Source organism: Streptomyces abikoensis, assembly GCF_014648775.1.
GTDB lineage: Bacteria > Actinomycetota > Actinomycetes > Streptomycetales > Streptomycetaceae > Streptomyces > Streptomyces abikoensis.
The window spans coordinates 31062-52901 of sequence record NZ_BMRT01000011.1; the positions used below are offsets into that span (position 1 = coordinate 31062).

Sequence of the window (21840 nt, forward strand, 5' to 3'; positions counted from 1 at the left end):
CGAGCCGTTCCCGGCCCGGCGCGGCACCCGACCGACGGTAACATCCCGCGCTCCGGCGTCGCCGGAGTCCGGATGGTCCGTGACCTGACGGTGGACCTCCAGGCAAGCGCGTTCGTGGCGTTGGTGGTGACCGGACTGGTGCTCATCTTCTCGCCCGGCGGCCTGCCCGCCGCCGCGGCGGCCGTGCTGACCACGCTGTCGTGCACGGGCCGCTCCCTCCTGCGCTACCGGCGCCTGAGCGGTATGTGAGACCCCGTCAAGTCGCCCGGGCCGGCGGGAGGGGACGCACGGTCCGGGCGGCACCGCGCGCACCGCCACCGGCGACGGCCGGCACAGAACTCCACAGGACAGCACCCCGAAAGGGCTACCCCCGAGATGACCAACGGCGCGGGCAGTACGGTGATCTGCCGCAATCCGGCGTGCTCCGACCCCGTACCCCCCACCCGGCACGGCAGGCCCCGGATATATTGCAGCGACGCCTGCCGCCGGGCGTACTACCGCGCCGGAACCGCCCGCCGGGGCTCGCCCGACACCGAGCGCCACGACCGGTACGTCCAGCAGATCCTCGACGAGCTCTGGCAGCGCGTCGACCGGCTGCGCGACCTCGCCCACGCCGACCGCACCGGGCTCACCGGAGCCGACTCCCCGCGCTCCCAGGCCCTCGCCCTCCTCAAGGGCAGCGCGGAAGCCTGCAAGGACCTCCAGGACCTGGACGCCGCCATCGTCCAGCAGGCCCGCGACCGGGGCGTCAAGGTCGCCGACATCGCCGCGGCCCGCAACATCTCCGCCGACAAGGTCAGTCGCGACTGGCCCGCCGACAGCATCGACCGCCGTATGAACCAGCGTCAGCAACGCCGCAGCGTCGTGCACCGCCCGGCCGGTTCCCCGGACGTCGCGAACGAACCCCTCCACCTCCCCGGCCGCTACCTCCCCGGGGAAGGGCTCGGCCCGGGCCTCTCCGGATACGGACGCGACTCCACCGAAGGCCCTCCGCCCACGGGCGACCGGTGCCCGTACCCGGCCGACCGCCCGGCCCGCCGTCCCCGCTGCGCCTCCGCGTCGCTCACGGGCCCGGTGGTGTGCCGGGGATGCCGTAACGTCTCCACGTCGTTGACGCCGGATCCGAGGGAGCCCCGCCATGAGGGACATGAGGGAGCCGTACCCGCCGATCGAGCCGTACGACAAGGGCATGCTCGACGTGGGTGACGGCAACGCCCTGTACTGGGAGACCTGTGGCAACCCCGAAGGCAGGCCCGCCCTCGTCGTCCACGGCGGACCAGGGTCCGGATGCGGCCCGGGAGCGCGCCGGTACTTCGACCCGGACCGCTACCGCGTCGTGCTGTTCGACCAGCGGGGGTGCGGCCGCAGCACCCCGCACGCCGCCGACCCCACGACCGACATGCGCCACAACACCACCGAGCACCTCCTCGCCGACATGGAGCGGCTCCGCCGGCACCTCGGGATCGACCGCTGGCTGCTGTACGGCGGCTCATGGGGATCGACGCTCATCCTGGCCTACGCCGAGCGACACCCCGAACGCGTCTCGGAGATCGTCGTCTCCGGCGTCACCACCACCCGGCGCTCGGAGATCGACTGGCTCTACCGGGGCGCCGGCCGGTTCTTCCCCGAGGAGTGGGAACGCTTCCTCGCCGGCGCCCCGGGCACCCCGCCCGACGGGGACGTCGTCGGGGCGTACGCGCGGCTGCTGGAGAACCCCGCCGCCGAGGTGCGCGAGAAGGCGGCGGCCGACTGGTGCGCGTGGGAGGACGCGGTCCTGTCGGGGGAGACGCGAGGCAGCGCCACTCGCCCGTACGGCGACCGCCCGCCGAGGGCGCGGATCGCCCTGGCGCGCATCTGCTCCCACTACTTCTCCCACGGCGCGTGGCTGGAGGAGGGCGCGCTGCTGCGCGACGCGCACCGGCTGGCCGGCATCCCGGGCGTCCTGGTCCACGGCCGGCTCGACCTGGCCGGTCCCCTCGGTACGGCCTGGGAACTCGCCCGGGTGTGGCCCGACGCGGAGCTGGTCGTCGTCGACGACGAGGGCCACGTGGGCGGCGCCACGACACGCGACCACGTGCTCGCGGCCCTCGACCGGTTCGCGGCGAACGGCTGACCGGTCCGTCAACTCCCGAGTGTCAGCGCCGAGTCCGCGTGCAGCGTGACGACGACCGGTGCGAACGCGGTGGCGTCGAGCGGCGATTCACCCGTGCCCGGGTCCCGGGCGTAGCGGGGATGGGCGCCCGCGCCGATCTGCCAGCGGAGGCGGTGCCCGGCGCGGAAACGGTGGGCGGTGGCGCTCATCGGCACGGTGACCTCGGTGGGCGTGTGCCCGGCGGTCCGTATCCGTGCGACCCCGTCGCAGACGTTGACGGAACGGCCCTGTGCGTCCACGTCGCACAGGCGGGTGAAGACGACGGCGTGACCGGTGTCCGAGGAGACGGTCAGCCGTGCGGAGACCGGGCCGAGGACGTCCACGGACTCGGTCAGCGGTGGGCCGGTGAAGGTCAGGACGTCGTCCCGGGCCTCAAGGGTGCCGTTGTCCCGCGCTCCGGCGGTGGGGGAGAGGAGACGGCCGCCGAGGGACGGGGTGGGCGCGGCCGGGTCGTACCGGAAGGACGCCAGCGGGGCACCGTCCGTGGGGGCCTGCCGCACGAGATGGCTGCCCGGTGCGGGGAACCACGACGCGGCGGCCCGGGGCGGCGGCCAGGCGTCGAGCTCGCGCCAGGCGTCCTCTCCACCGACGTGCACGCGCACGGGCGCGGAGCGCAGGCCGGAGCGGTCGGCGCACAGGTGGGCGCGCAGCCAGGCCAGGGTCTCGGCGAACGTCTCCGGCCAGCCCTGCTGGAGCGCGGAGTTGTGCGTCCAGGGGCCGACGAGCAGGGACGTCTCGCCGCCGGCCCGGCGCAGCCGCGCGTACTGATCGAGGGTCTGGTCGGCCAGGACGTCGTGCCACCCCGTGATCAGGGCGGTGGGCACCTTCAGCCGGTCCGCGACCTCCCCGAGGCGGGCGCCCGACCAGGAGGGGTCGTCGGCGTCCGGGTGCGCCAACGCGTCGTCCAGCCACGACGCTTCGTCGCCGAGCACGGACAGATACGCGCCGCGCAGCGGCTGGGCGGTGGTGACGCGGCGCATATGGCGCTGGAGCCGCAGCGTGGCCTTGAGAAAGGGGGCGAGGCCCCGGTGCTGGTGGGTCAGGCCGAGACCGGTGATGAGGGCGTTCTCCAGGTGGAGCGCGCCGTGGGCGTGGAAGTAGGCGTGGGGGTCGTGGAGGCCCGCCTGCACCACCATCGCCTTGAGCTCCGGCGGCGGGTCCAGGGCGAGGGCCCACTGCGTGTACCCCAGGTAGCTGGCGCCGACCGTGCCCAGTGTTCCGTCGAACCAGGGCCGCTCCCGCAGCCACTCCACCGTGGCCAGGCCGTCGGCCGCCTCGTTGCGCCACAGGTGGAACCGGCCGCCCGAACCGCCGGTGCCGCGACAGCTCTGGACGACGACGTGGAAGCCCTGCTCGGCGAAGAGGACGCCGTACATGGGCGACCACGGCACGCCCCTGCCGTAGGGGGAGCGCACGAGCAGGGTCGGGAAGTCGCCCTCGGCGCGCGGGAAGTAGTGGTCCGTGAGCAACGGGCTGCCGTCGGCGGCCGGGACCACCAGCCCCGGCTCCCATCCGGCCCGGTACCGCCCGGCCGGGAGGCGCCGCCAGGTCGCTCGCATCATCCGTGACGCGAGCGGAGGCCGTCCGGCGGGCGGCGACCAGACGGGCCCGGAAACCGTGGTGTGCGCGGGTGTTGTCATCGATCCCCCTGGGAATGAGTCCCTGCGATTGTTTCTCGTACGTTGTACCAGAATAATGGTTGTGTGCCGGACGGGTCTGGCGGGGTGGTTGGGGGCTTGGTTAAGGTCGTGAGCATGGAACAGCAGTGGGATGTGGTGTCCGGAGTCGGCATCACCGCGCTGGCGGTGGCGGCCGCCCGGGCCGTCGAGACCAGCCGTCCCGACGCCCTGATCGAGGACCCGTACGCGCTCGGCTTCGTCGAGGCGGCACGGGCGCCGGTGCGGCTGCCCACGACCGAAGCCGAAGCGGCGGCGTCCGACGGACAGGAGTACTGGTCGGAGGCGGCCACCTACGTCGCCGTGCGCACCAGGGCCTTCGACGACCACTTCCGCCGGGCCGCCGAAGTCGGCGTCACCCAGGTCGTGTTGCTGGCATCGGGCCTGGACACCCGGGCGTTCCGGCTCCCCTGGCCCGAGGACGCCGTCGTGTACGAGATCGACCAGCCCCTCGTTCTGGACTTCAAACTGCGCGTCCTGCGCGAGCACGGCGCGACCGCCGGCGGTCTCCACCGCCCGGTGGGCGCGGACCTCCGCGAGGACTGGCCGGCGGCGCTGGAAGCCGCGGGCTTCGACCGCGCGCGACCCACCGCCTGGCTCGCCGAAGGCCTGCTGCCCTACCTTCCCGCCGAGGCCGAGGAAGGGCTCTTCCAGGAGATCCACCGGCTCTCCGCCCCCGGAAGCCGGCTCGCGGTGGAGGACTTCGGCAACATGTCGGCGGCCTTGGCGGACAACGCCGCGGACGACAGCGTCCGCACCCTGGGCGTCAACGTCCTCGACCTGATCCACACCGGACAACGCCCCAAGCCGACGGCCCGCCTGACCGCCCTGGGGTGGAACGTGCACGACGTACCCGCCACGCGGGCGGCGACGGAGTACGGGCGCCCGCTGTCACCCAAGTTCGCCGAGCGGGACGGGCACTACGTCTTCGCGCACCGGTCGTAGGCCCGGGCGATCGCCAGCAGCGCCATGTCGTCGGTGATACGGCCGCCCGTGTGGTGGCCGACATCGGCCAGCAGGGTGTCCAGCAGCTCCTCCGGCCCCGCGAAGGCGTGCCCGGTCAGGGCCGCGACGGGGTCGTAGAAGGCCCCCGAACGGTCCTTGGCCTCGGTGAGCCCGTCCGTGTACAGCAGCAGACAGGACCCGGGCGGGAACGGCACCCTATCGGTCACGCCGTCGCCGGGGCCCAGCTCCGCCAGGCACAGCGGAAGAGCCGGCACGGAAGGCTCGGCGCTGCACACCTCACCCGTGGGGCGCAGCACCAGGGGCGGCGGATGGCCACGGTTGAAGAGGCGCAGTTCGTCACCGGAGTGGGGGATCTCCGCGAGCACACCGGTGACGAACCCCTCCGCGCGCTCGAGCCCCGCCCGCCGCTCCGCCTCCCGGACCAGCCCCTTCTCCAGCCTGGCCGCGATGTCGGCGAGCGTGGGCTCGTCCTCGGCCGCCTCCCGGAACACCCCCAGCGCCACGTCCACCGCCTTGACCGCCCCCATGCCCTTGCCCCGCACGTCGCCGACCAGACAGCGCACGCCGTACGGGGTGTCCTGCACGCCGTACAGATCGCCACCGATCTGCGCCTCCTTCACGGCCGACTGGTAGCGCACGGCGATCCGCAGCGAGCCGATGGAGGTCGGCGGGTGGGGGAGCACGGCACGCTGCACGGCGAGAGCGACCTCCCGCGCCGACTCCAGCCGCACGTTGCGGTAGTGCATGAGGCGGTTGACGACGACGGCGAACGCCGACACGGTCGCCACCGTGGCCAGCTCGCTCAGCCCGCTCGCGTCGCCGATGAAGCCGAAATGGGCGAGCAGGGCGAAGTCGGCGGCGAGGGCGCCGATGCCCGCCAGGATCGTCGCCCGCAGCGACAGCAGCGCGGCGGCCGACATCGGCGCGGCGGTGTAGAAGGCCTCGGCGCTGAACCGGGGAGGGGTGTTGTAGTCGAGCAGGGCACCACCGATCAACAGGAGGAGGGGCAGCGACTGGAGGTGGCGCAGGAACCACCGCGCCGCCTCCGCGAGCCCCGCGCTCGGTGCCTTCACGTGGCCGCTCCGCTCTCCCGCGAGTACGAGCCCTACGTCACTCCAGCATCCCCGGGTCCGATCATGGGTGCCAGCGGTGGGGCGGCCGTATGGGTGCGCGCCCCGCTGCTGCGTCGCGGGGTCAGGGACCCCGGCGGGGGCCCCACCCCCGCATTTCCGTCACGAGGCTGCCGTCGGCAGGCCGAGGAGAGCGGTCGCGTTGGAGTCGAGGACGCGCCGCGCCTGAGGGGGCGGGAGCCCGGAGCTCTCGATGTAGGCGACGGCGGTCCGGAAGAGGTCGCCGTCCTCGTAGGGGAAGTCGGTCCCCAGGACGATCCGGTCGGCGCCGAGGGTCTCCACGGTGGCCCACAGCGCGGGCCCGTGTCCGTGGCCGACGCTGTCGTACCAGAGCCGGCGCGCGGTCGCGCTGGGCCTCTCGGGGAGGTCCGGGGTCCGCCATTCCCACGCGTACTGGTTGTCGACGCGCTGGAGCAGCATGGGCAGCGCCCCGCCGAGGTGCGTGGAGAGGATCCTCATGCGGGGGAAGCGGCCGGGAACGCCGGCGCGGATCAGGTGCATGACCGCCACGGTGTCCTCGACGGGAGCGCCGACGGACCAGGTCAGACGGAAGTCCGTGATCTGCGAGCTGCCCGCGCCGCATCCCGCCGGGTGGACGAAGAGGACGGCGCCGCGGCGGTCGAGTTCGGCGAAGACCGGCTCGAACGCCGGGTCGGCGAGCGAACGGCCCAGGACCGAGGTGGTCACGCAGACCCCGGCCATGCCCAGCTCGTCCAGGGCCCGGGCGAGCTCCGCCAGCGCGAGGTCGGTGTGGGGGAAGGGCAGGGAGGCGAAGGCCAGGAACCGCCGCGGCCGGCGCGCCACGACCTCGGCGTACTGGTCGTTGACGAACCGCGCCGCGCGCACCGCGTGGGCGGGGTCGGCGAAGTGGGGTGACTGGGGCGGGGCGGAGAGCACCTGGCAGGCGACGCCCGCCGAGTCCATCAGTTCCAGGCGCGCCTCCAGCTCCTGCTCGCCCAGTCCCGCGCCCATGCCGCGCTGGTCCGCCGTGTCGGTCTTCCCGTAGCCCTCGAGCAGGTCGAGGTACTCGTCGGTCCACGCGTGGGCGTGCACGTCGACGCGCATGGGCGCTCTCCCTCCTGCGCGGTCGCCTTCGGCGGTCGCCGACGCGGAGGAGGCGGCCGGTCACCCGAACGCGGTCACAGAACCAGGCTGGGACGCGTACGGAAAGGTCGCAAACGCACCGGTGCCCGGCCGGAGCCGGAGAGCCCCGGGGCCTCGGAGCTCATGTGTCCGCCCGTTCGCCGTTGAGGGTGGTTTCCGGGAAAGCCCGCACACGGCCGGACGAGCCCGTGGAACTCTCGCATGCCAAGAATTCACCGGCATGTCACGGAGGTTCCTATGTTCAGCTCCAGGCGCGCGAGCCGCATCCGCGCGCTGGCCCTCACCGCGCTCACGGCCGGTCTGCTGTGCGGCGGCATGACGACGAGCGCGAGCGCGGCCGGAGGGTCCTCGACGGCCACCGACGGCGCGGGCAAGACACGTGAGGTCAACCCCGGGGACCGCGTGCTCGCCGGGCTCACGCGGACGGTCACCGGCCTGATGGGCGACCCCACCCCGGCCACCCGGATCCTGCCCGCCACCGGAGACCTCGACGGCTGACGGCGGCCGGGAGACGCCCGCCGCGTCGCGATCAGGCGCGGCGGGCGCCCGCGTACAACCGCAAGCCGCTCCACCGGATGTTCCCGCCGATGCCGGCGCTGTTCGGCTACGTGCGGCTGACGCCGCGTCATCGCCTTCGCCGGCACGGTCCCGCGGTCTTCGCGCGCTCACAGATCGCCCGCGCCTGCTGAGGGGCCGGTGGCCGACGGCGTGCTGCCGGTGCCCACCGGTCAGTGAGCGAACTCGACCGAGACGTGCGGGACGAGCGACGCCAGGAAGTCCCCCGCGTCGAACAACTCCCCGGCGGCGGCCACCCCGGCTCTCCTCGCCCGCCCGTCGAGGACGCGGCGGACCGCCTCCACCGCCAAGGGCGCGCTGACGGCGTAGATGTCCCGGCCCCGGGCCACGGCCCGGCGTTCGGTACCACCGGAGCGGACGACCGCCTCGACCAGGAAGGTCTGGGCCGACCGCCCGAGGTCGTCGACCGGCGCCGGGGCCGGGGCGCCGGGGGCCAGCACGTCCTGGACGGCGCCGGACGTCATACAGGTGTCGATGACCGGCACGCTGACGTGCCGTGAGATCGTCACGCTGTCCGCCGTGGTGAACTCCCGCACCACGTCCTGGTCGCCCACCGGCGCCGGGAACGACCACCGGCCGGTCGGCGCCTTGTCGGTCCGCAGCTCCAGCCGGCCGTCCGCGTGCACGAGACGACGGCCCTCGCGGCGTTCCCTGGAGACCACCGACGAGGCCCGGGTCCCGGCGGTCGGGTGCCAGCTGCTCAGCGCGTAGGCGAGGGACACCTCGTCGGCCGACCGCCGGTCGCCCAGCGCGGCGGTCACCAGCAGATCGCCCAGCCCGCCGAAGAACGCCATCGCCGGGACGACCGCCACCCCCGCGGCCTCCGCCCGTTCCGTGAAGTGCGTGAACGTGTCGGCGACGGCCTCCACCTCGCCCGCGACGTCCACGTAGGGGATCCGGGCGCGCAGCGCCGCCTCGATCACGGGGGAGGCCGTCCCGGCGAAGGGGCCCGCGCAGTTGATCACGGCGTCCGCGCCGGCCAGCGCGCGGTCGAGCGAGGCGGGATCGCCGACCGTCGCCGGCCGGACGCCGAGCCCGGGACGGACCCCGGAATGCCGGCCGGCCAGCGCGTCGAGCCGCCCGGTGTCGCGGCCGCAGAGGACCGGCCGCAGACCGCGCTCCAGGAGTTCGGCCACCACGAAGCGCCCGGTGTGCCCGTAGGCGCCGAGGACGGCCACCTGTCCGCTCGTTCCCATGAGTGCTCTCCGATCCATGACGGCCGTCCCATGACGTGCCGATCCATGTCGTGTTCGATTCATCGACCGGGACAGGCTCCCCCGAGGCGGGTGGGGCCGACGAGTGTCGGAAGTGCCACGCCTCGTACAGTTTCGGACATGACTACCGTCGCCCTGGCCGTCACCGACGGGGTGAGCCACTTCGAACTGGCCGCGCCCTGCGAGGTGTTCGGCGTCGACCGGTCCGACCTCGCCGACCCGTGGTACGAGCTCACCGTCTGCGGACCCGCCGGGGCCCGGGTCGGCGGCCGGTTCCGGCTCGAACCCGACGAGGGGCTCGACCGGCTGGTGCGGGCGCACACGGTGATCGTCCCGGCCTGCGCGGACCTCGACGCGGACCCGCCCGCCGAGCTCGTCGACGCCGTGCGCGCGGCACACCGCGCCGGCGCGCGGATCGTCTCGCTGTGCACGGGGGCGTTCGTCCTGGCCGCCGCCGGCCTGCTGGACGGCCGGCGGGCCACCACCCACTGGCTGCACGCCCCCGCCCTGGCCGCCAGATATCCCGGGGTGCAGGTCGACGCGGACGTGCTCTACGTCGACGACGGCAGCGTCCTCACCTCGGCGGGCAAGGCGGCGGCCATGGACCTGTGCCTCCACCTGGTCCGGCTCGACCACGGCTCGGCCGTCGCCAACGCGGTGGCCCGCCGCCTGGTCGTGCCTCCGCAGCGCGAGGGCGGACAGGCCCAGTTCGTCGCCACCCCGGCGCCCGACCCCCGCTCCCACGCGCTCTCCGGCCTGTTCGCCTGGGCGCTGCGGCGGCTCGACCGGCCGCTGACGGTCGAGGACCTCGCCCGCCAGGCCAACATGAGCTCCCGGAACCTGGCCCGCCACTTCAACGCCGTCACCGGCACCACCCCGCTGCGCTGGCTGCGCGCCCACCGGATCCGCCGCGCCCAGGAGCTCCTGGAGACCACCGACGACAGCGTCGAGGCCATCGCCGAGGCCACCGGCATGGGCACGGCCGCCTCCCTGCGCCGGCACTTCAACCGGACGGTCGGCGTGCCCCCGGACACCTATCGCCGCACCTTCCGCGGCAGAACAACCGGTGGTTGAAAGCAGTACTTGCTTGTTACGTGCTTGTTCTCGCCCTCCGAAGAGCGCGGGGCCGCCGGACAGGGGAGACTGGAGGTGTGCCGTAGTCCCGGGAGCGCGCGGGAGGAGGAAGGGTAGGGGACCATGTCCGACGACGTGATGGGTGACGAGGTCTATCAGCCGGCCCGTTCGGACCGCCGGGACAACCCCGGTGACCTGGACCTGGAGAACGCCCTGGACGGTGACCTTCTCGACGAGGTGCTCGACGAGGGCTACTCGCCCCCGGAGAAGCCGCTCGGCGTGGGCCACCACGGCACCACGGCCCGGGAGCAGCGGGAGCGCGAGAGCCTCGACCAGCGGCTCGCCGAGGAGGTCCCCGACCTCCCGGTGCCCGACGGCGACGGCATCGGCGACCAGCCCGGCGGTGACGGCGAGCCGATCGACGAGGAGGTCGGCGACGTACGGGCCGGCCGGCTCACCGCCACCATCGACGCCATGCCGCCCCGGCGCAACGACGTCTTCGCCCGGGACGTGGGCATCGACGGCGGCGCGGCCTCCGCCGAGGAGGCGGCGATGCACGTCGTGCCCGACGAGCCCGTGGCCGAGTTCGGCGAGGACATCGGGGCGTGAGCCGCCCGGGCGCCGGATCGTGAAGTCGGGCAGCAGCGGGATCCGGCGCAGCACGCCGTCGCCGCCGCCCAGTTGAGGGCAGGAAAAAGGGCGGGGTCCGTTCGGACCCCGCCCTCGCTTCACGTGCCGTCGGCTACATCAGGCCGCCGCGGTCGCCGGCACGGCCTCGTCGGCCGGCTCGGTGGGACGCGGGACCCGGTGCAGGCCCTTGCGGTCGTAGAGGCGCGTGACGCCGAAGCCGAAGAGCAGGGCGACGACCAGGGCGATGCCCATGGAGACCCAGGCGCGGGTCAGGCCGGCGTCGGCCTGGGCGTCGTAGTAGAGGATCGAGCGCATGCCGCCGGTGATCTGGCGGAGCGGCTCGAACTCGGAGAGCCAGCGGAAGAAGCCGGGCAGCGCCTCCAGCGGCACGGTGGCACCGGAGGACGGGACGGCCATGGCGACGAAGACGATGGCCGAGAGCAGCATGCCGGGGACGCCGAACACGGAGAGGAGCGTCAGGGCGCTGATACCGACGACGGCGATCGTGGCCACGGAGTAGACCCACAGCAGGCCCAGGTGGGAGGCGTCCATGCCGAGGATGCCGACGGTGGCGGCCTCGACGATGGAACCCATCACCAGGGAGAAGGCCAGCATGAGGACGGAGCTGATGGCCAGCGTGCGCACGCGGCTGGTGTGCTGGAGGGGCTGCCGCAGGCGGAAGGGGCCGAAGTCGGAGTGGAGGTAGCCGAGCGCGGTGTCCACCTGGTTGGTGAGCGCGTTGGCGCCGAGCATGCCGCAGACGACCAGCACCAGCGCGTAGTAGAAGGCGCTCAGGCCCATGGCGCTGTGGGTGCCGAGCGGGTGGCCGTCGGCGACCTGGACGGACACCGGGTCGGCGAGCAGCAGCTTGGCGGCCGGGGCGAGCGGGGCCTTCTGGGCGGCCGCGCGGTCGAGGAGCTGCTTGCCGAGCTGCGCGGAGGCGGCGTGCGCGGCCTTCTGCGTGGCCTGGCTGGCCATCGAGGAGCCGAAGCTGCCCGCCGACTGGTTGGTGAGCACCGTCATCGTCGGACGGGCCGGCTGGGTCTGCTGGGGGCTGGTCAGCCCCGTCACCGCGGCGGTGAAGTTCTGGGGAACGACGACCGCGCCGTAGAGCTTGCCCTGGCCGAGCTTCTTGTCGGCCTCCTGACGGCTGAGGACCTGCCAGTCGAAGCTCTTGTTGCCCTCGGCGGACTTCTTGATGCCGGAGACGACCTGCTCGCCGAGGTTCGTGTGCTTGCCGTTGGCGTCGAGCCCCTTGTCGCTGTTGACCAGGGCGACGGGCAGGTCACGCAGGTTGCCCTTGGGGTTGACGTTGCCGCCCACGTACAGCAGGGCGAACAAGGTGGAGACCACCGCGAGGATGAGGCCCGAGCCGATCCACAGCCGTGGGCTGCGGAGCACGGACGAGGACGGGAGGGAAGACATGATCGCTCCGGGGTGATGACGCAGAGTAGCTAGATATCGAAGGTATCCAGGTGCTAGATAGTGGCAGTATCCAACAGGGGTGTCCAATCGTTGAAGGCGGATACCCGGTCCGCATCACCAGCGAGGAAGCCGCATGAAGATCTCGGAGCTCAGCCGCAGGGCCGGCGTGCCCGTCGCCAGCATCAAGTACTTCCGGCGCGAAGGCCTGCTGCCCGCCGGCCGGGCGACGGCCGCGACGCTGGCCGAGTACGGCGAGGAGCACGTCCAGCGGCTGCGGCTGATCAAGGCGCTGACCACGCTGGGAGGGCTGTCCATCGCCGCCACCCGGGATGTGCTGACGGCCGTCGGCGAGGCCCACACCACCGACGGGAAGCTCGGCGCCATCAGCTACGCCCTGCCGGTGCCCGTCGCGGACTCGCCCGTCGCGGACTCCGCCCAGGACGCGGCGGACCAGGCGGCCGCCGAAACGGAGGTGGCCGACCTGATCGCGGCCATGGACTGGCAGACGCCCGACGCCTCCCCGCACGTACGGGGGCTGACCGAGGCGCTGAAGGCGCTCAGGCGGGTCGACGCGGACTACCGGCCGGGCGAGCTCGCCGCCTACGCGGCGCTGGCCAACTCCATCGCCCGGCTGGACCTCGAACGCGCGGCCACCTTCGGTGACGACGCGGAGGCCGTGGCCGAACGGGCGGTCATCGTCTTCGCCCTCTCCGCCCCCGTGCTGGAGCTGCTGCGCCGCCTCGCGCAGGAGGACCAGGTCCGCCGCCGGGTCGCGGAGCGGGGCGACGCCCTTTCTTGAAAGTTCAAGAACATCGGCCTAGAGTGAGCCGCGAGCCAGTCCTTGAAACTTCAAGGACCCGGCTTCCCCCCTCACGAAGGAGTCGTTGTGAAGTCCACCCGGAAGGCCTGGGCCACGGCAGTCGCCCTCGGCGTGCTCGCCGCGAGCGGAGCCACCGTCGCCGCCGCCACCCCGTCCGCCCACCCCGCGGCGAAGAGCGCGAGCGAGGACGAGCAGCTGCAGAAGCTGTACAAGGACGCTCTGGCCGAGGGCGGTCGCCTGGTCGTCTACGCCGGCGGCGACAAGCCGGGCCAGGCCGACTACCTCAAGAACGCCTTCCTCAAGCAGTTCCCCAAGATGAAGGTCGACACCGTCGTCGACTTCAGCAAGAACCACGACGCCCGCCTCGACAACCAGATAGCCGAGCACAAGGTCGTCGCCGACGTCGTCCACCTCCAGACCCTCGACGACTTCCCCCGCTGGAAGAAGGAGGGGGCGCTCATGCGGTACAAGCCGGTGGGCTGGGACAAGGTCTACGACCAGATCAAGGACAAGGACGGCTACTACACCGGCCTGTTCTTCATCGCCTTCGCCAACGTCACCGCCACCACGCTCGGCGGCGACGCGCCCGTCGAGGCCGCGGACTTCCTCAAGCCCGAGTTCAAGAACAAGCTCGTCTTCACCTACCCCAACGACGACGACGCCGTCCTCTACTACTTCAAGCAGCTCACCGACAAGTACGGCTTCGACTACCTGAAGAAGCTGCTCGCCCAGAACCCCAAGTTCGTGCGCGGCACCGCGGACGCCTCCGCCACGGTCGGCACCGGCGGCTACGTGGCGAACTTCGGCAGCTCGGGAAGCTCCAGCGGCCTGTCGAAGACGAGCACCCCGCAGCGGTCGCCGTGGGTCGCCTGGCCGCAGACCGGCGCCATCCTCAAGGACGCCCCCCACAAGTCCGCGGCCAAGCTGTACCTGAGCTGGCTCCTGTCGAAGCAGGGGCAGGAGGGCCGCTGGAGCGCCCGCACGGACGTCGCCACCCCGGCCGGCCGCAAGAACGTCTTCGACTACGACAACATGAACCCGCTCGGCCTCGGCCGGTTCATGAGCGACCGCGCCGCACTCGACCGCTTCAAGGCGCGCATCAGCCTCTACGTCGGTGACGTCAAGGGCGCCGACCCGGCCGACCCCGAGGGCAGGCTCGGCCTGTACCCCGTCGACCAGAACGGCACCCAGGGCTAGGGCGAGGGCGAAGGGGGATCGTGTCCAGGACTCGCGCTTTCCGCCCCTCCCGGGAATGCGACGCAACCAACACCGGTTACGCCTATGTCATCGATGTGACGTACCGAGTGGAGGACGATCCCCCCATGACCACGACGACACCCACGACCGCCGGTCCCACCGAACTGCCCTCGCGAGCCGCGCGCCTGCTCGGCCGCCCCCTCGCCCTGGGCGATGTCACCCTCGCCAACCGCATGGTGATGGCGCCGATGACCCGGCGCTTCTCGCCGGGCGGAGTCCCGGGCGAGGACGTCGCCGCGTACTACGCGCGACGGGCGGCCGGCGGCGTGGGCCTGATCATCACCGAGGGCACCTACGTGGGCCGCGACGCCGCGGAAGCCTACGACAACGTGCCCTACTTCCACGGCGACGAGGCCCTGGCGGGCTGGGCGCGGGTGGCCGAGCGGGTGCACGAGGCCGGCGGCCGCATCATGCCCCAGCTCTGGCACACCGGCGTGGCGCGCCCCGACGGCGCCGCACCGCTGGGCGTACCGGCCGACACCCCGTCCGGGACCGGCCTCGACGGCCGCCCGCACGGCAAGGAGATGACGCAGGCCGACATCGACGCGGTCGTCGGCGCCTTCGCGAGGGCCGCCGCCGACGCCGAGCGCGCCGGCTTCGACGGCGTCGAGCTGCACGGCGCCCACGGCTACCTGATCGACACCTTCCTGTGGCACGGCACCAACAGGCGCACCGACGCCTACGGCGGCGACCACACCTCCCGGGCCCGCTTCGCGGCCGAGATCGTCACGGCCGTGCGCGCCGCCGTCTCGCCCGGCTTCCCCGTCGTCTTCCGCCTCTCGCAGTGGAAGGCCGACCACTACGACGCCCGGCTCGCCGAGACCCCCCAGGAGCTCGAGCGGCTGCTCGCCCCGCTCGCCGCGGCGGGCGTGGACGCCTTCCACGCCTCCACCCGCCGCTACTGGCTGCCCGAGTTCGAGGATGGCGACCTGAACCTCGCGGGCTGGACGAAGAAGCTCACGGGCAAGCCCACCATCACCGTAGGCTCGGTGGGCCTGGACCAGGAGTTCAGGGGCGCGCGCAACAGCGCCGACCACGCGGGAGTGACCGGCATCGAGCCGCTCCTGGACCGCCTCGAGCGCGACGAGTTCGACGCCGTCGCCATCGGCCGGGCCCTCATCTCCGACGCCGAGTGGCCCGCCAAGGCCCTCACCGACCGGCTCCACGAGGCCGTGCCCTACCACGCGTCGCAGCTCGGCACACTGGTCTGACGCACCGGAGCGCACACCGGGGCGCCGGCTTCCCGGAAGGACGGTTCACGCGATGACCTGGCACGCGACGGCACGTTACGGTCTGGAGGCGGCTCCCGGCGGCCTCGGCCTCGTCCAGGACCTGCTGAACACGGCCGCGACCTCGGCGCCCGGTTCCGTGGACCTCCTCGCCGCCCTCGACGACGCGCGGGCGTGGGCGGACGCCGCCACCGCGCGGTGGACGGCCGTCACCGGACAGCCGGTGCCCCCGGTGCCCCTCGACGCCGAGGAGGCCGGGAAGCTGCGCGCCCTCCGTGACGACCTGCGCCGGCTGATCACGGAAGGCGCCGGGGACGAGCCCGGTGCGGGCCCCCGCGCGGCGCTCCCGCACCACGGCACGGTGACGCTGCGGCTGGGGGAGGACGGCGTCGTCCGCCTGGAGCCGTGCGGCCCGGGCCGGCGCCGGCTGGCCGCCCTCGCCCTGGTGGCGGTCTTCGAGGCGCAGCGGGACGGCACGTGGCACCGCCTCAAGACCTGCCGCGCCCCGCGCTGCCGCGTCGCCTTCTACGACCGTTCGCGCAACAACAGCGGTGTCTGGCACGACGTCAAGTCCTGCGGCAACGCGGCCAACCTCCGCGCCTGCCGGGCCCGCCGCCGGGCCCGGGAAGCGGAGGACGGCGGCGCCTGAGGACCCGGCCCGGTGGCGGTCAAAAGCCTGTGCGACCTGGGGTATGCTTTTCCTCGTCGCCGGCCCCAATAGCTCAGTCGGCAGAGCGTCTCCATGGTAAGGAGAAGGTCAACGGTTCGATTCCGTTTTGGGGCTCCACAGCAGAAGGCCTCCACCGGTTCGGTGGGGGCCTTCCGCCGTTCCGTAGCCCACACGGATGAATCCGCTGAAATCACCATCTGATGGTCGGGTGATCCCGCTTCGATGGACGCGTCGTGGGGAGTCGCGCGCGCATCCGGGAGGGCCGGTTGGACCGCCGCACGTTTCAGAGCCGACTTGTTTCGCTGGGGAGTCTGACGGTGGCGGGGGCGCTGCCGGTGACGCGGGGGAGCGCGGCCGCCCGGCCGGTCCGCCGGGCCGGGCCGGGCGAGGGGGTGTCGCCCCGGCGGTCGGTGGTGGAGTACGAGCTGCCGCCCGCCGAGGAGACCCACGAGCTCGTCAAACTGCCGGACAAGCCGGTGGTCGTGGTGTCGCAGATGTCCAACAGCCATCTGGTGAAGCTGAGCCTGGATCCACGCACCGAGCGGGTCACCGGCGTCAAGGCGTTCCCGCTGGGGCCGAAGGACGCGATGCTGCACGGACTGGCGGTGTCGGAGCGTCACCCCGGGCGGATCTGGGCCACCCACGAGGGCGCCGACCGGCTGCTGCTGGTCGATCCGAGGGCGGACGAGCCGGACGCCGCGCCGCGCGTCGAGCGGGAGATCGGCATTCCGGGCGGAGGCCGGGGCCCGCACTACGTCAACGAGTACGGCGACACGCTGTGGGTGACGTTGAAGGGCAGCGACCAGGTCCTGGCCCTGGACCACACCCGGCCGGAACGCTTCCGGCTGTTCGAGGCGAAACCGCACCCCGTCTTCGCCGCGCGGCACCCGGACAGCGGTGACTTCTACGTCAGCCAGGACGGCGCGAGCGCGGTCCTGCGGATCGATCCGCGGAGCGGACGCACCACGCAGCTGCCGGTCCCCGCCGAGCGGGGCAGCACCCCGGTCGGGCTGATCAGCGGCCCCGGCGGCGTATGGCTGGTGCTGCTCGGCACGGAGAGGGCCGGGACCGGCACGTTCGGCCGGATCGACGAGGACGGCCGGATCACCTGGCACCGGCTGCGCGAAGCTCGCGGCCGCTCGGCGTCGCTGCTCCACCTGGCCTTCGAGCGGCCGGGGACCGGGCGTGAGCCCGTGCTGTGGCTGCTGGCGTCGTCGATCGTCTCCGACGACGCGCGGGACCAGATCATCCGGGTGCGGTTCGACGCGTCGTGGACGCACATCGTCGAGGAGGAGTACGCGGCGCTGCCGACGCAGCTGTGCAAGGCGCACCGCCTGCTGCCGCTGGCGAACAGCGTGCTCGCCACCGAGCTGACGACCTTCACGGTGGCGCAACTGACGACCAACCCGGACTGACGCAGGGTCAGGGCCGCGCGGGAGGGGCCGGCGACGGAGATCGCCGGCCCCTTGTGGCGCGTCGGTCACCGCGCGAGCCACTCCGGGCGGCCCGAGCCGCGCGGGACGAGCACGGTGCGGAACGCGCCGGGGGTCCCGGACATCACGACCTGGTCGGTGACGCCCTGGTAGCGGCCGCAGGGGGTGTCGGCGGTGAAGGTGTCCGGGTCGAGGTAGGCGTGGCGCTCGCCGGTGCCCGCGAACTCGCGGGCGTAGTCCTTGTCGAGGACGCCGAGGCTGAGGATCCACAGGGCGACGCGGGTGAGCGAGACGTGCACGCGGTAGCTGCCGCCCTCGGTGGCCCGCCGCATGAGGGCGGCGATGACGCCGGTGGTGGCGAGCCAGGGGACGAGGTAGTCGTTGACGACCTTGATCGGGGGGAGGGCCGGGTTGTCGTCGGTGCCTTCGAGGTTCATCATGCCGGCGACGCAGCCGGCGGTCTGGTCGAAGCCGACGCGGTTCGCCCACGGCCCGTGCTGCCCGTGGAGGCTGACGGTGGTGTGGATGATGCCGGGCCGGATCGCGGCGGCCTCCTGCGGGCCGAGGCCCATCCGCTCCAGGTAGCCGGCCCGGTGGTTGGCGTAGAAGACGTCGGTACCGCGCAGCAGGTTCCGCAGGACGGCGGCGGCCTCCGGGTCGCGCGCGTGGTCGAGGGTGGCGGAGCGCACGCCCACCTGGGCGGTGTAGTAGAGGATGTCGTTCTCGAACTGGCCGGGGCGCCAGATGTTGAGGGCGTCGGCGCCGTGCTGGGCCATGGTGCGGCCGATGGCGGCGCCGGCGATGACATGGCCCAGGCCGAGGGCGCGCACCCCGTCCAGGGGCTGGGTGGCGCCGGGCGGCAGCGGCTCGGGGTCGCTGTCGCCGATCTTCTCGATCTCGATCAGGGGCAGGTCGGCCAGGACGTCGCGGTACTGGCGGGTGCCGAGGAACTCCCGGGTGCCGCGCAGCATGGGCATGACGACCCCGGCGTCCGCTCCGGCCCGCTCCAGCTCGGCGCCGTCCCAGCGGGAGACTGCGTTCGCGACGGCGAGGGCGTCGTCGGGCGTGCCCAGCAGCTTCAGGGTGCGGGACTTGAGCGCCGGGTAGACGTTCAGGGGCATCACCCAACGGCCGTCGCCGGCGCGGTAGAAGGACAGGGCGAAGGGATCGTCGGGGGCGGTGATCGGGTAGCCGTTGAGCTTCTCCCACTTCCCGTCGTAGAAGGGGCACAGCCGGTGCGGGGCCTTGCGCAGGTCCATGGTGATGTCCTGGCCGGGGCCGCCGCGGTGCCGCCACAGCTTGGCCAGGGCGACGGACTTGGCGGTCAGGCCCAGGGCGGGGGCGGCGGCCAGCCGCAGGGTGGAGGGGACGATCGGGTCGGCGCCGGTGAAGGAGACCGTGCCGCCCGCGTCGCGCTCGCTCATGCCGACGCCGCCGAGGACGTCGTCGAGCGCGGCGTGGATGTCGAAGTCGTCCCCGGATTCGCCGGTGACCGGCTTGCCGAGCGCGGCATTGATCTTGTCGGTGAGGTTCATGCTGTTGCCTGTCCGTGCTGTCCGTGCTGTCCGTGCTGTCCGTGCTGTGCGGGCTGTTCGCGCTGTCCGTGCTGGGCGCCGGTGGTCGAGGCGAGGGCGCGCATCAGGGCGAGCTGGGCGCGGTCGCGGCGAGCGGCGAGTTCCCCTACAGGCTCGCCGCCGAACGCCTGCTTCGCCTGTGCGGTGAGCAGGGCGACGGTGGGCTCGTCGAACGACGGCTCGCCCAGGCCGGGCCAGCTCGCCTCCATGGCGCGGCCGAGGTGCGTCAGGAAGTGCGGCAGCCCGCCGGGGCCGCCGCCGAGGTGGAAGGTGCGGAAGGGGCCCGCGACCGCCCAGCGCAGCCCGATGGAGTCGGTGACGATGTCGTCGAGCTCGGCCTCGGTGACCACGCCTTCGGCCACCAGGTGCACGCACTCGCGGAAGAGCGCGGCCTGGAGGCGGTTGGCGACGAAGCCGGGGACCTCCTTGCGGAGGATCTGGGGCTTCTTGCCCAGCGACGCGTAGAAGTCACGGGCCCGCAGCAGGGTCTCCGGGGAGGTCCGCTCACCCGGGACGATCTCCACCAGCGGGACGAGGTGCGGCGGGTTGAAGGGGTGGCCGACGACCAGGCGTTCCGGCTGCCGCAGCGCCGTGGCGATCGCGGTGGCGGGGATGCCGGAGGTCGATGTGGCCAGCAGCGCGTGGGCCGGGGCGGCCGCCTCGACGGTCCGCCAGATCTCCCGCTTGACGTCCAGCCGTTCGGGGCCGTTCTCCTGGACGACGTCGGCCCGCGCGACCGCGGCGGCCAGATCCGGCTCGAAGCGGAGCCGGGCCGTCAGCCGCTCGGTGGGCAGCCCGAGCTCGGCGAGGGCGGGCGCGATCTCCGCCAGCCCGGCCAGCACTTGGTCCTCGGCCTCGGGACGCGGGTCGCTGACGACCACGTCCAGGCCGTGGGCCAGGAACAGCCCGGCCCAGGAGATCCCGATCACGCCGCCGCCGATGACGGTGACGGAGACGCGGTCGCGGGGACGCGGGGCCGATGTGTGTGCGTTCATGGTGTGCACCCGTTCTTCTCGATCGGGAGGGCTCGTCAGTTCGTCAGGTAGTCGTGGACGACCTCGGCCGGGCTCAGGGTGAGGTCGGTGAGGATGTGGCTCGCGGAGACGACCTCCAGGACCGGCAGGTCCGCGAGCGGTGCCAGCGCGTGGGCGAACAGCTCCAGGCGCGCCGGTCCGCGAAAGGCGCTCTTGACCGTGATGTCGGTGATCCGGGTGCGGACCAGTTCGCAGATGCGCGGCCGGCCGTCGTAGCCGGGCAGCGCCTTGACCATGAAGGTGGGGACGCAGATCTCGGCGCGGGCCTCGTCGAGGTCCATCGGGTGGTGCTTGTAGCCCATGGTGGCGGTGGCCACCCGCAGCGAACCGTAGTCGAGCGTGCCGACGAGGGTGTCGGAGTCCGTGTAGAGCCTGGGCGACCCGGCCTTCTTCGGGTAGGCGCCCAGCTCCCGGCCGCTGGAGATCGCCGGAACGCTGTCGAGGTACATCGCCAGGTTGTACTCGCCGCGCTCGCCCGCGTACTCGACGGGGACGACCTGGCCCGCCTCGGTGTAGTCGCCCAGCCCCGTCACGTCCGGCATCCGCATGATCTCGAAGCGCACCAGCGGCTCGGGAAGCGACAGCGGCTCGGGGACGACCCGGCGCAGCGCCTCGGGGTCGGTGCGATAGGTGATGTTGAGGTACTCGCGGTCGGTGAACCGGTACCGGGTGGGGGCGAAGGCGGGGGCGTCCAGCGGAGTGGTGAACAGCCGGGCGACGTCGTGCATGTGCATGGTGGCTTCCTTTCAGCGCCTGGAACCACCTCACTCCTCCGGCCGCGATTCTGTCCAATATATGTTTGGCGCGGATTCGATATGCTCTGGCATATGGAGCTCACCCAACGCCTGCTCGAGCAGTTCCTGGTGCTCGCCGAGGAGAAGCACTTCGGGCGCGCCGCGGAACGGCTGTCGATGAGCCAGCCCCCGCTCAGCCAGGCGATGCAGCGCCTTGAGCGAGGTCTCGGGGTGACGCTGCTGGACCGGGGGCCGGGCGGCGTGCGCCTCACCCCGGCGGGGGCCGCCTTCGCCGTGGAGGCGCGGCGGCTCCTCGACGCGCGGACCGCCGCCGTCGAACGGGTGCGGCGCGTCGCGCACGGCCTGGAGGGCGAGGTGCGCGTGGGGTACGTGAGCATCCTCAGCCACCGCCATCTGCCCCGGCTGCTGCGCGCCGCGGCCGACGAGCTTCCCGGCCTGCGCGTCCAGCTGCGCCAGGACTCCACGGCCGCGCTCGTGGAGATGACCGGCGCCGGGACCCTGGACCTCGCCTTCCTCCGCGACCCCTCACCCATACCGGAGGACCTCGAGGCCCACGCCTTCGCCGTCGAACGCGTCGTCGCCGCCGTGCCGGACGAACACCGCCTGGCCGGTGCCGGGTCGATCGCCCTCGCGGACCTGCGCGACGACGACTTCGTCCTCCCCAGCACGACAGCCCTGCCCGGGCTCGCCCTCCAGGCCCAACGCGCCTGCCAGGACGCCGGGTTCACGCCACGCCGCCGCGCCGACGCGGACGATCTCAGCGGCCTGCTCGGCTACGTGGCCGCCGGACTGTGCGTCAGCCTCCTGCCGGAGGACCTGCGCGACTTCCCCGTTCCGGGCATCGCCTTCGTGCCGCTCCGGGACTCCTCTCCGTACCTCCGCACGACCGTCGCCGCCGTGCACCGGCCCGACGCGGACGCCGCCGTGCGGCGCCTACTGGAGCTGATCACCCGGCAGATGGGCCCGGAGCACGGCGTGTGAGCGGAGGGGGCGCCGCGCCCGTAGCGGCCTTACGGGTGGCGGCTGCTCGACGCGTGTGTCACCTCCCTGTCGCCGCTCCGCCCGCCCTCGGACCAGCCGGTGAGGAAGGCCGAGACCAACTCGGCTCCCCGCGAGGCGAG

The 21840-nt window shown here is 73.1% G+C and carries 21 protein-coding genes and 1 tRNA gene; 14 read left to right on the forward strand and 8 right to left on the reverse strand.

Going from position 1 to position 21840, the window contains the following annotated elements; genetic code table 11:
• Window positions 1–72 precede the first annotated feature (72 nt).
• From IE096_RS27615 to pip, 3 genes are all read left to right on the forward strand, one after another.
• Complete coding sequence (locus IE096_RS27615; protein ID WP_189456248.1) at window positions 73–249, forward strand: hypothetical protein; 177 nt, start codon at window positions 73–75, stop codon at window positions 247–249.
• A 126-nt stretch (window positions 250–375) separates the two neighbouring features.
• Window positions 376–1206 (forward strand): hypothetical protein, encoded by an 831-nt coding sequence (locus tag IE096_RS27620; RefSeq protein ID WP_189456251.1) that lies wholly within the window; start codon window positions 376–378, stop codon window positions 1204–1206.
• Window positions 1148–2113, forward strand: coding sequence for a prolyl aminopeptidase (pip, locus tag IE096_RS27625; protein ID WP_189456447.1), 966 nt, complete (start codon window positions 1148–1150; stop codon window positions 2111–2113). The genes IE096_RS27620 and pip overlap by 59 nt, the downstream gene beginning before the upstream one ends.
• A gap of 8 nt (window positions 2114–2121) precedes the next feature.
• Here the strand turns inward: pip and IE096_RS27630 are convergent, their stop codons facing one another.
• Window positions 2122–3792 carry a CocE/NonD family hydrolase gene (locus IE096_RS27630; protein WP_373298216.1) on the reverse strand — a complete coding sequence of 557 codons (1671 nt, stop codon included), beginning with the start codon at window positions 3790–3792 and terminating at the stop codon, window positions 2122–2124.
• A gap of 114 nt (window positions 3793–3906) precedes the next feature.
• On the opposite strand from IE096_RS27630, the gene IE096_RS27635 reads away from it, so the two are divergent.
• Window positions 3907–4773, forward strand: coding sequence for an SAM-dependent methyltransferase (locus IE096_RS27635; protein ID WP_229820657.1), 867 nt, complete (start codon window positions 3907–3909; stop codon window positions 4771–4773).
• On the opposite strand, the gene IE096_RS27640 is transcribed toward IE096_RS27635, so the two are convergent.
• Window positions 4749–5867 carry a PP2C family protein-serine/threonine phosphatase gene (locus tag IE096_RS27640; protein ID WP_189456255.1) on the reverse strand — a complete coding sequence of 373 codons (1119 nt, stop codon included), beginning with the start codon at window positions 5865–5867 and terminating at the stop codon, window positions 4749–4751. The two genes, IE096_RS27635 and IE096_RS27640, sit on opposite strands and share 25 nt — an antisense overlap.
• A 159-nt stretch (window positions 5868–6026) precedes the next feature.
• Window positions 6027–6989, reverse strand: coding sequence for an amidohydrolase family protein (locus IE096_RS27645; protein WP_189456257.1), 963 nt, complete (start codon window positions 6987–6989; stop codon window positions 6027–6029).
• Between the two features lie 276 nt (window positions 6990–7265).
• On the opposite strand from IE096_RS27645, the gene IE096_RS27650 reads away from it, so the two are divergent.
• A complete protein-coding gene (locus IE096_RS27650; RefSeq protein ID WP_189456258.1) occupies window positions 7266–7526 on the forward strand; it encodes a hypothetical protein in 261 nt (86 codons plus the stop codon).
• A gap of 230 nt (window positions 7527–7756) precedes the next feature.
• On the opposite strand, the gene IE096_RS27655 is transcribed toward IE096_RS27650, so the two are convergent.
• Window positions 7757–8800 (reverse strand): saccharopine dehydrogenase NADP-binding domain-containing protein, encoded by a 1044-nt coding sequence (locus IE096_RS27655; RefSeq protein ID WP_189456260.1) that lies wholly within the window; start codon window positions 8798–8800, stop codon window positions 7757–7759.
• Between the two features lie 138 nt (window positions 8801–8938).
• Between IE096_RS27655 and IE096_RS27660 the strand changes: the two genes are divergently transcribed.
• Both IE096_RS27660 and IE096_RS27665 read left to right on the forward strand, forming a co-directional pair.
• A complete protein-coding gene (locus tag IE096_RS27660) occupies window positions 8939–9892 on the forward strand; it encodes a helix-turn-helix domain-containing protein (RefSeq protein ID WP_189456262.1) in 954 nt (317 codons plus the stop codon).
• Between the two features lie 123 nt (window positions 9893–10015).
• The gene (locus tag IE096_RS27665) at window positions 10016–10501 is read left to right on the forward strand and encodes a DUF5709 domain-containing protein (RefSeq protein ID WP_189456265.1); all 486 of its coding nucleotides are present in this window, start codon (window positions 10016–10018) and stop codon (window positions 10499–10501) included.
• Window positions 10502–10639: 138 nt separating this feature from the next.
• Here IE096_RS27665 and IE096_RS27670 read toward each other — a convergent pair whose 3' ends face one another.
• A complete protein-coding gene (locus IE096_RS27670) occupies window positions 10640–11947 on the reverse strand; it encodes a YhgE/Pip domain-containing protein (RefSeq protein WP_189456267.1) in 1308 nt (435 codons plus the stop codon).
• Between the two features lie 133 nt (window positions 11948–12080).
• On the opposite strand from IE096_RS27670, the gene IE096_RS27675 reads away from it, so the two are divergent.
• The 6 genes from IE096_RS27675 (at window position 12081) to IE096_RS27700 (ending at window position 17338) form a co-directional block, all read left to right on the forward strand.
• Window positions 12081–12746, forward strand: coding sequence for a MerR family transcriptional regulator (locus IE096_RS27675; RefSeq protein ID WP_189456268.1), 666 nt, complete (start codon window positions 12081–12083; stop codon window positions 12744–12746).
• 87 nt (window positions 12747–12833) lie between these two features.
• Window positions 12834–13964 carry an ABC transporter substrate-binding protein gene (locus IE096_RS27680; RefSeq protein ID WP_189456270.1) on the forward strand — a complete coding sequence of 377 codons (1131 nt, stop codon included), beginning with the start codon at window positions 12834–12836 and terminating at the stop codon, window positions 13962–13964.
• Between the two features lie 125 nt (window positions 13965–14089).
• Window positions 14090–15235, forward strand: a complete 1146-nt coding sequence (locus IE096_RS27685) for an NADH:flavin oxidoreductase (RefSeq protein ID WP_189456272.1) — start codon at window positions 14090–14092, stop codon at window positions 15233–15235.
• Between the two features lie 52 nt (window positions 15236–15287).
• Window positions 15288–15902, forward strand: a complete 615-nt coding sequence (locus IE096_RS27690) for a CGNR zinc finger domain-containing protein (RefSeq protein ID WP_189456274.1) — start codon at window positions 15288–15290, stop codon at window positions 15900–15902.
• A gap of 62 nt (window positions 15903–15964) precedes the next feature.
• A tRNA-Thr gene (locus tag IE096_RS27695) sits at window positions 15965–16040 on the forward strand.
• A 200-nt stretch (window positions 16041–16240) separates the two neighbouring features.
• Complete coding sequence (locus IE096_RS27700) at window positions 16241–17338, forward strand: NHL repeat-containing protein (RefSeq protein WP_189456276.1); 1098 nt, start codon at window positions 16241–16243, stop codon at window positions 17336–17338.
• A 65-nt stretch (window positions 17339–17403) separates the two neighbouring features.
• Here IE096_RS27700 and IE096_RS27705 read toward each other — a convergent pair whose 3' ends face one another.
• From IE096_RS27705 to IE096_RS27715, 3 genes are read right to left on the reverse strand one after another with little or no spacing between them, the layout of a single operon-like run.
• On the reverse strand, window positions 17404–18891 hold the full coding sequence (locus IE096_RS27705; protein ID WP_189456278.1) for a CoA transferase: 1488 nt from the start codon (window positions 18889–18891) through the stop codon (window positions 17404–17406).
• Entirely contained in the window at window positions 18888–19925 is a 1038-nt protein-coding gene (locus IE096_RS27710; RefSeq protein WP_189456280.1) for a 3-hydroxyacyl-CoA dehydrogenase NAD-binding domain-containing protein, read from the reverse strand. The genes IE096_RS27705 and IE096_RS27710 overlap by 4 nt, the downstream gene beginning before the upstream one ends.
• Before the next feature lie 35 nt (window positions 19926–19960).
• Entirely contained in the window at window positions 19961–20698 is a 738-nt protein-coding gene (locus IE096_RS27715) for an acetoacetate decarboxylase (RefSeq protein WP_189456281.1), read from the reverse strand.
• Window positions 20699–20791: 93 nt separating this feature from the next.
• Between IE096_RS27715 and IE096_RS27720 the strand changes: the two genes are divergently transcribed.
• Window positions 20792–21700 carry a LysR substrate-binding domain-containing protein gene (locus tag IE096_RS27720; protein ID WP_189456284.1) on the forward strand — a complete coding sequence of 303 codons (909 nt, stop codon included), beginning with the start codon at window positions 20792–20794 and terminating at the stop codon, window positions 21698–21700.
• Window positions 21701–21840: the final 140 nt, after the last annotated feature.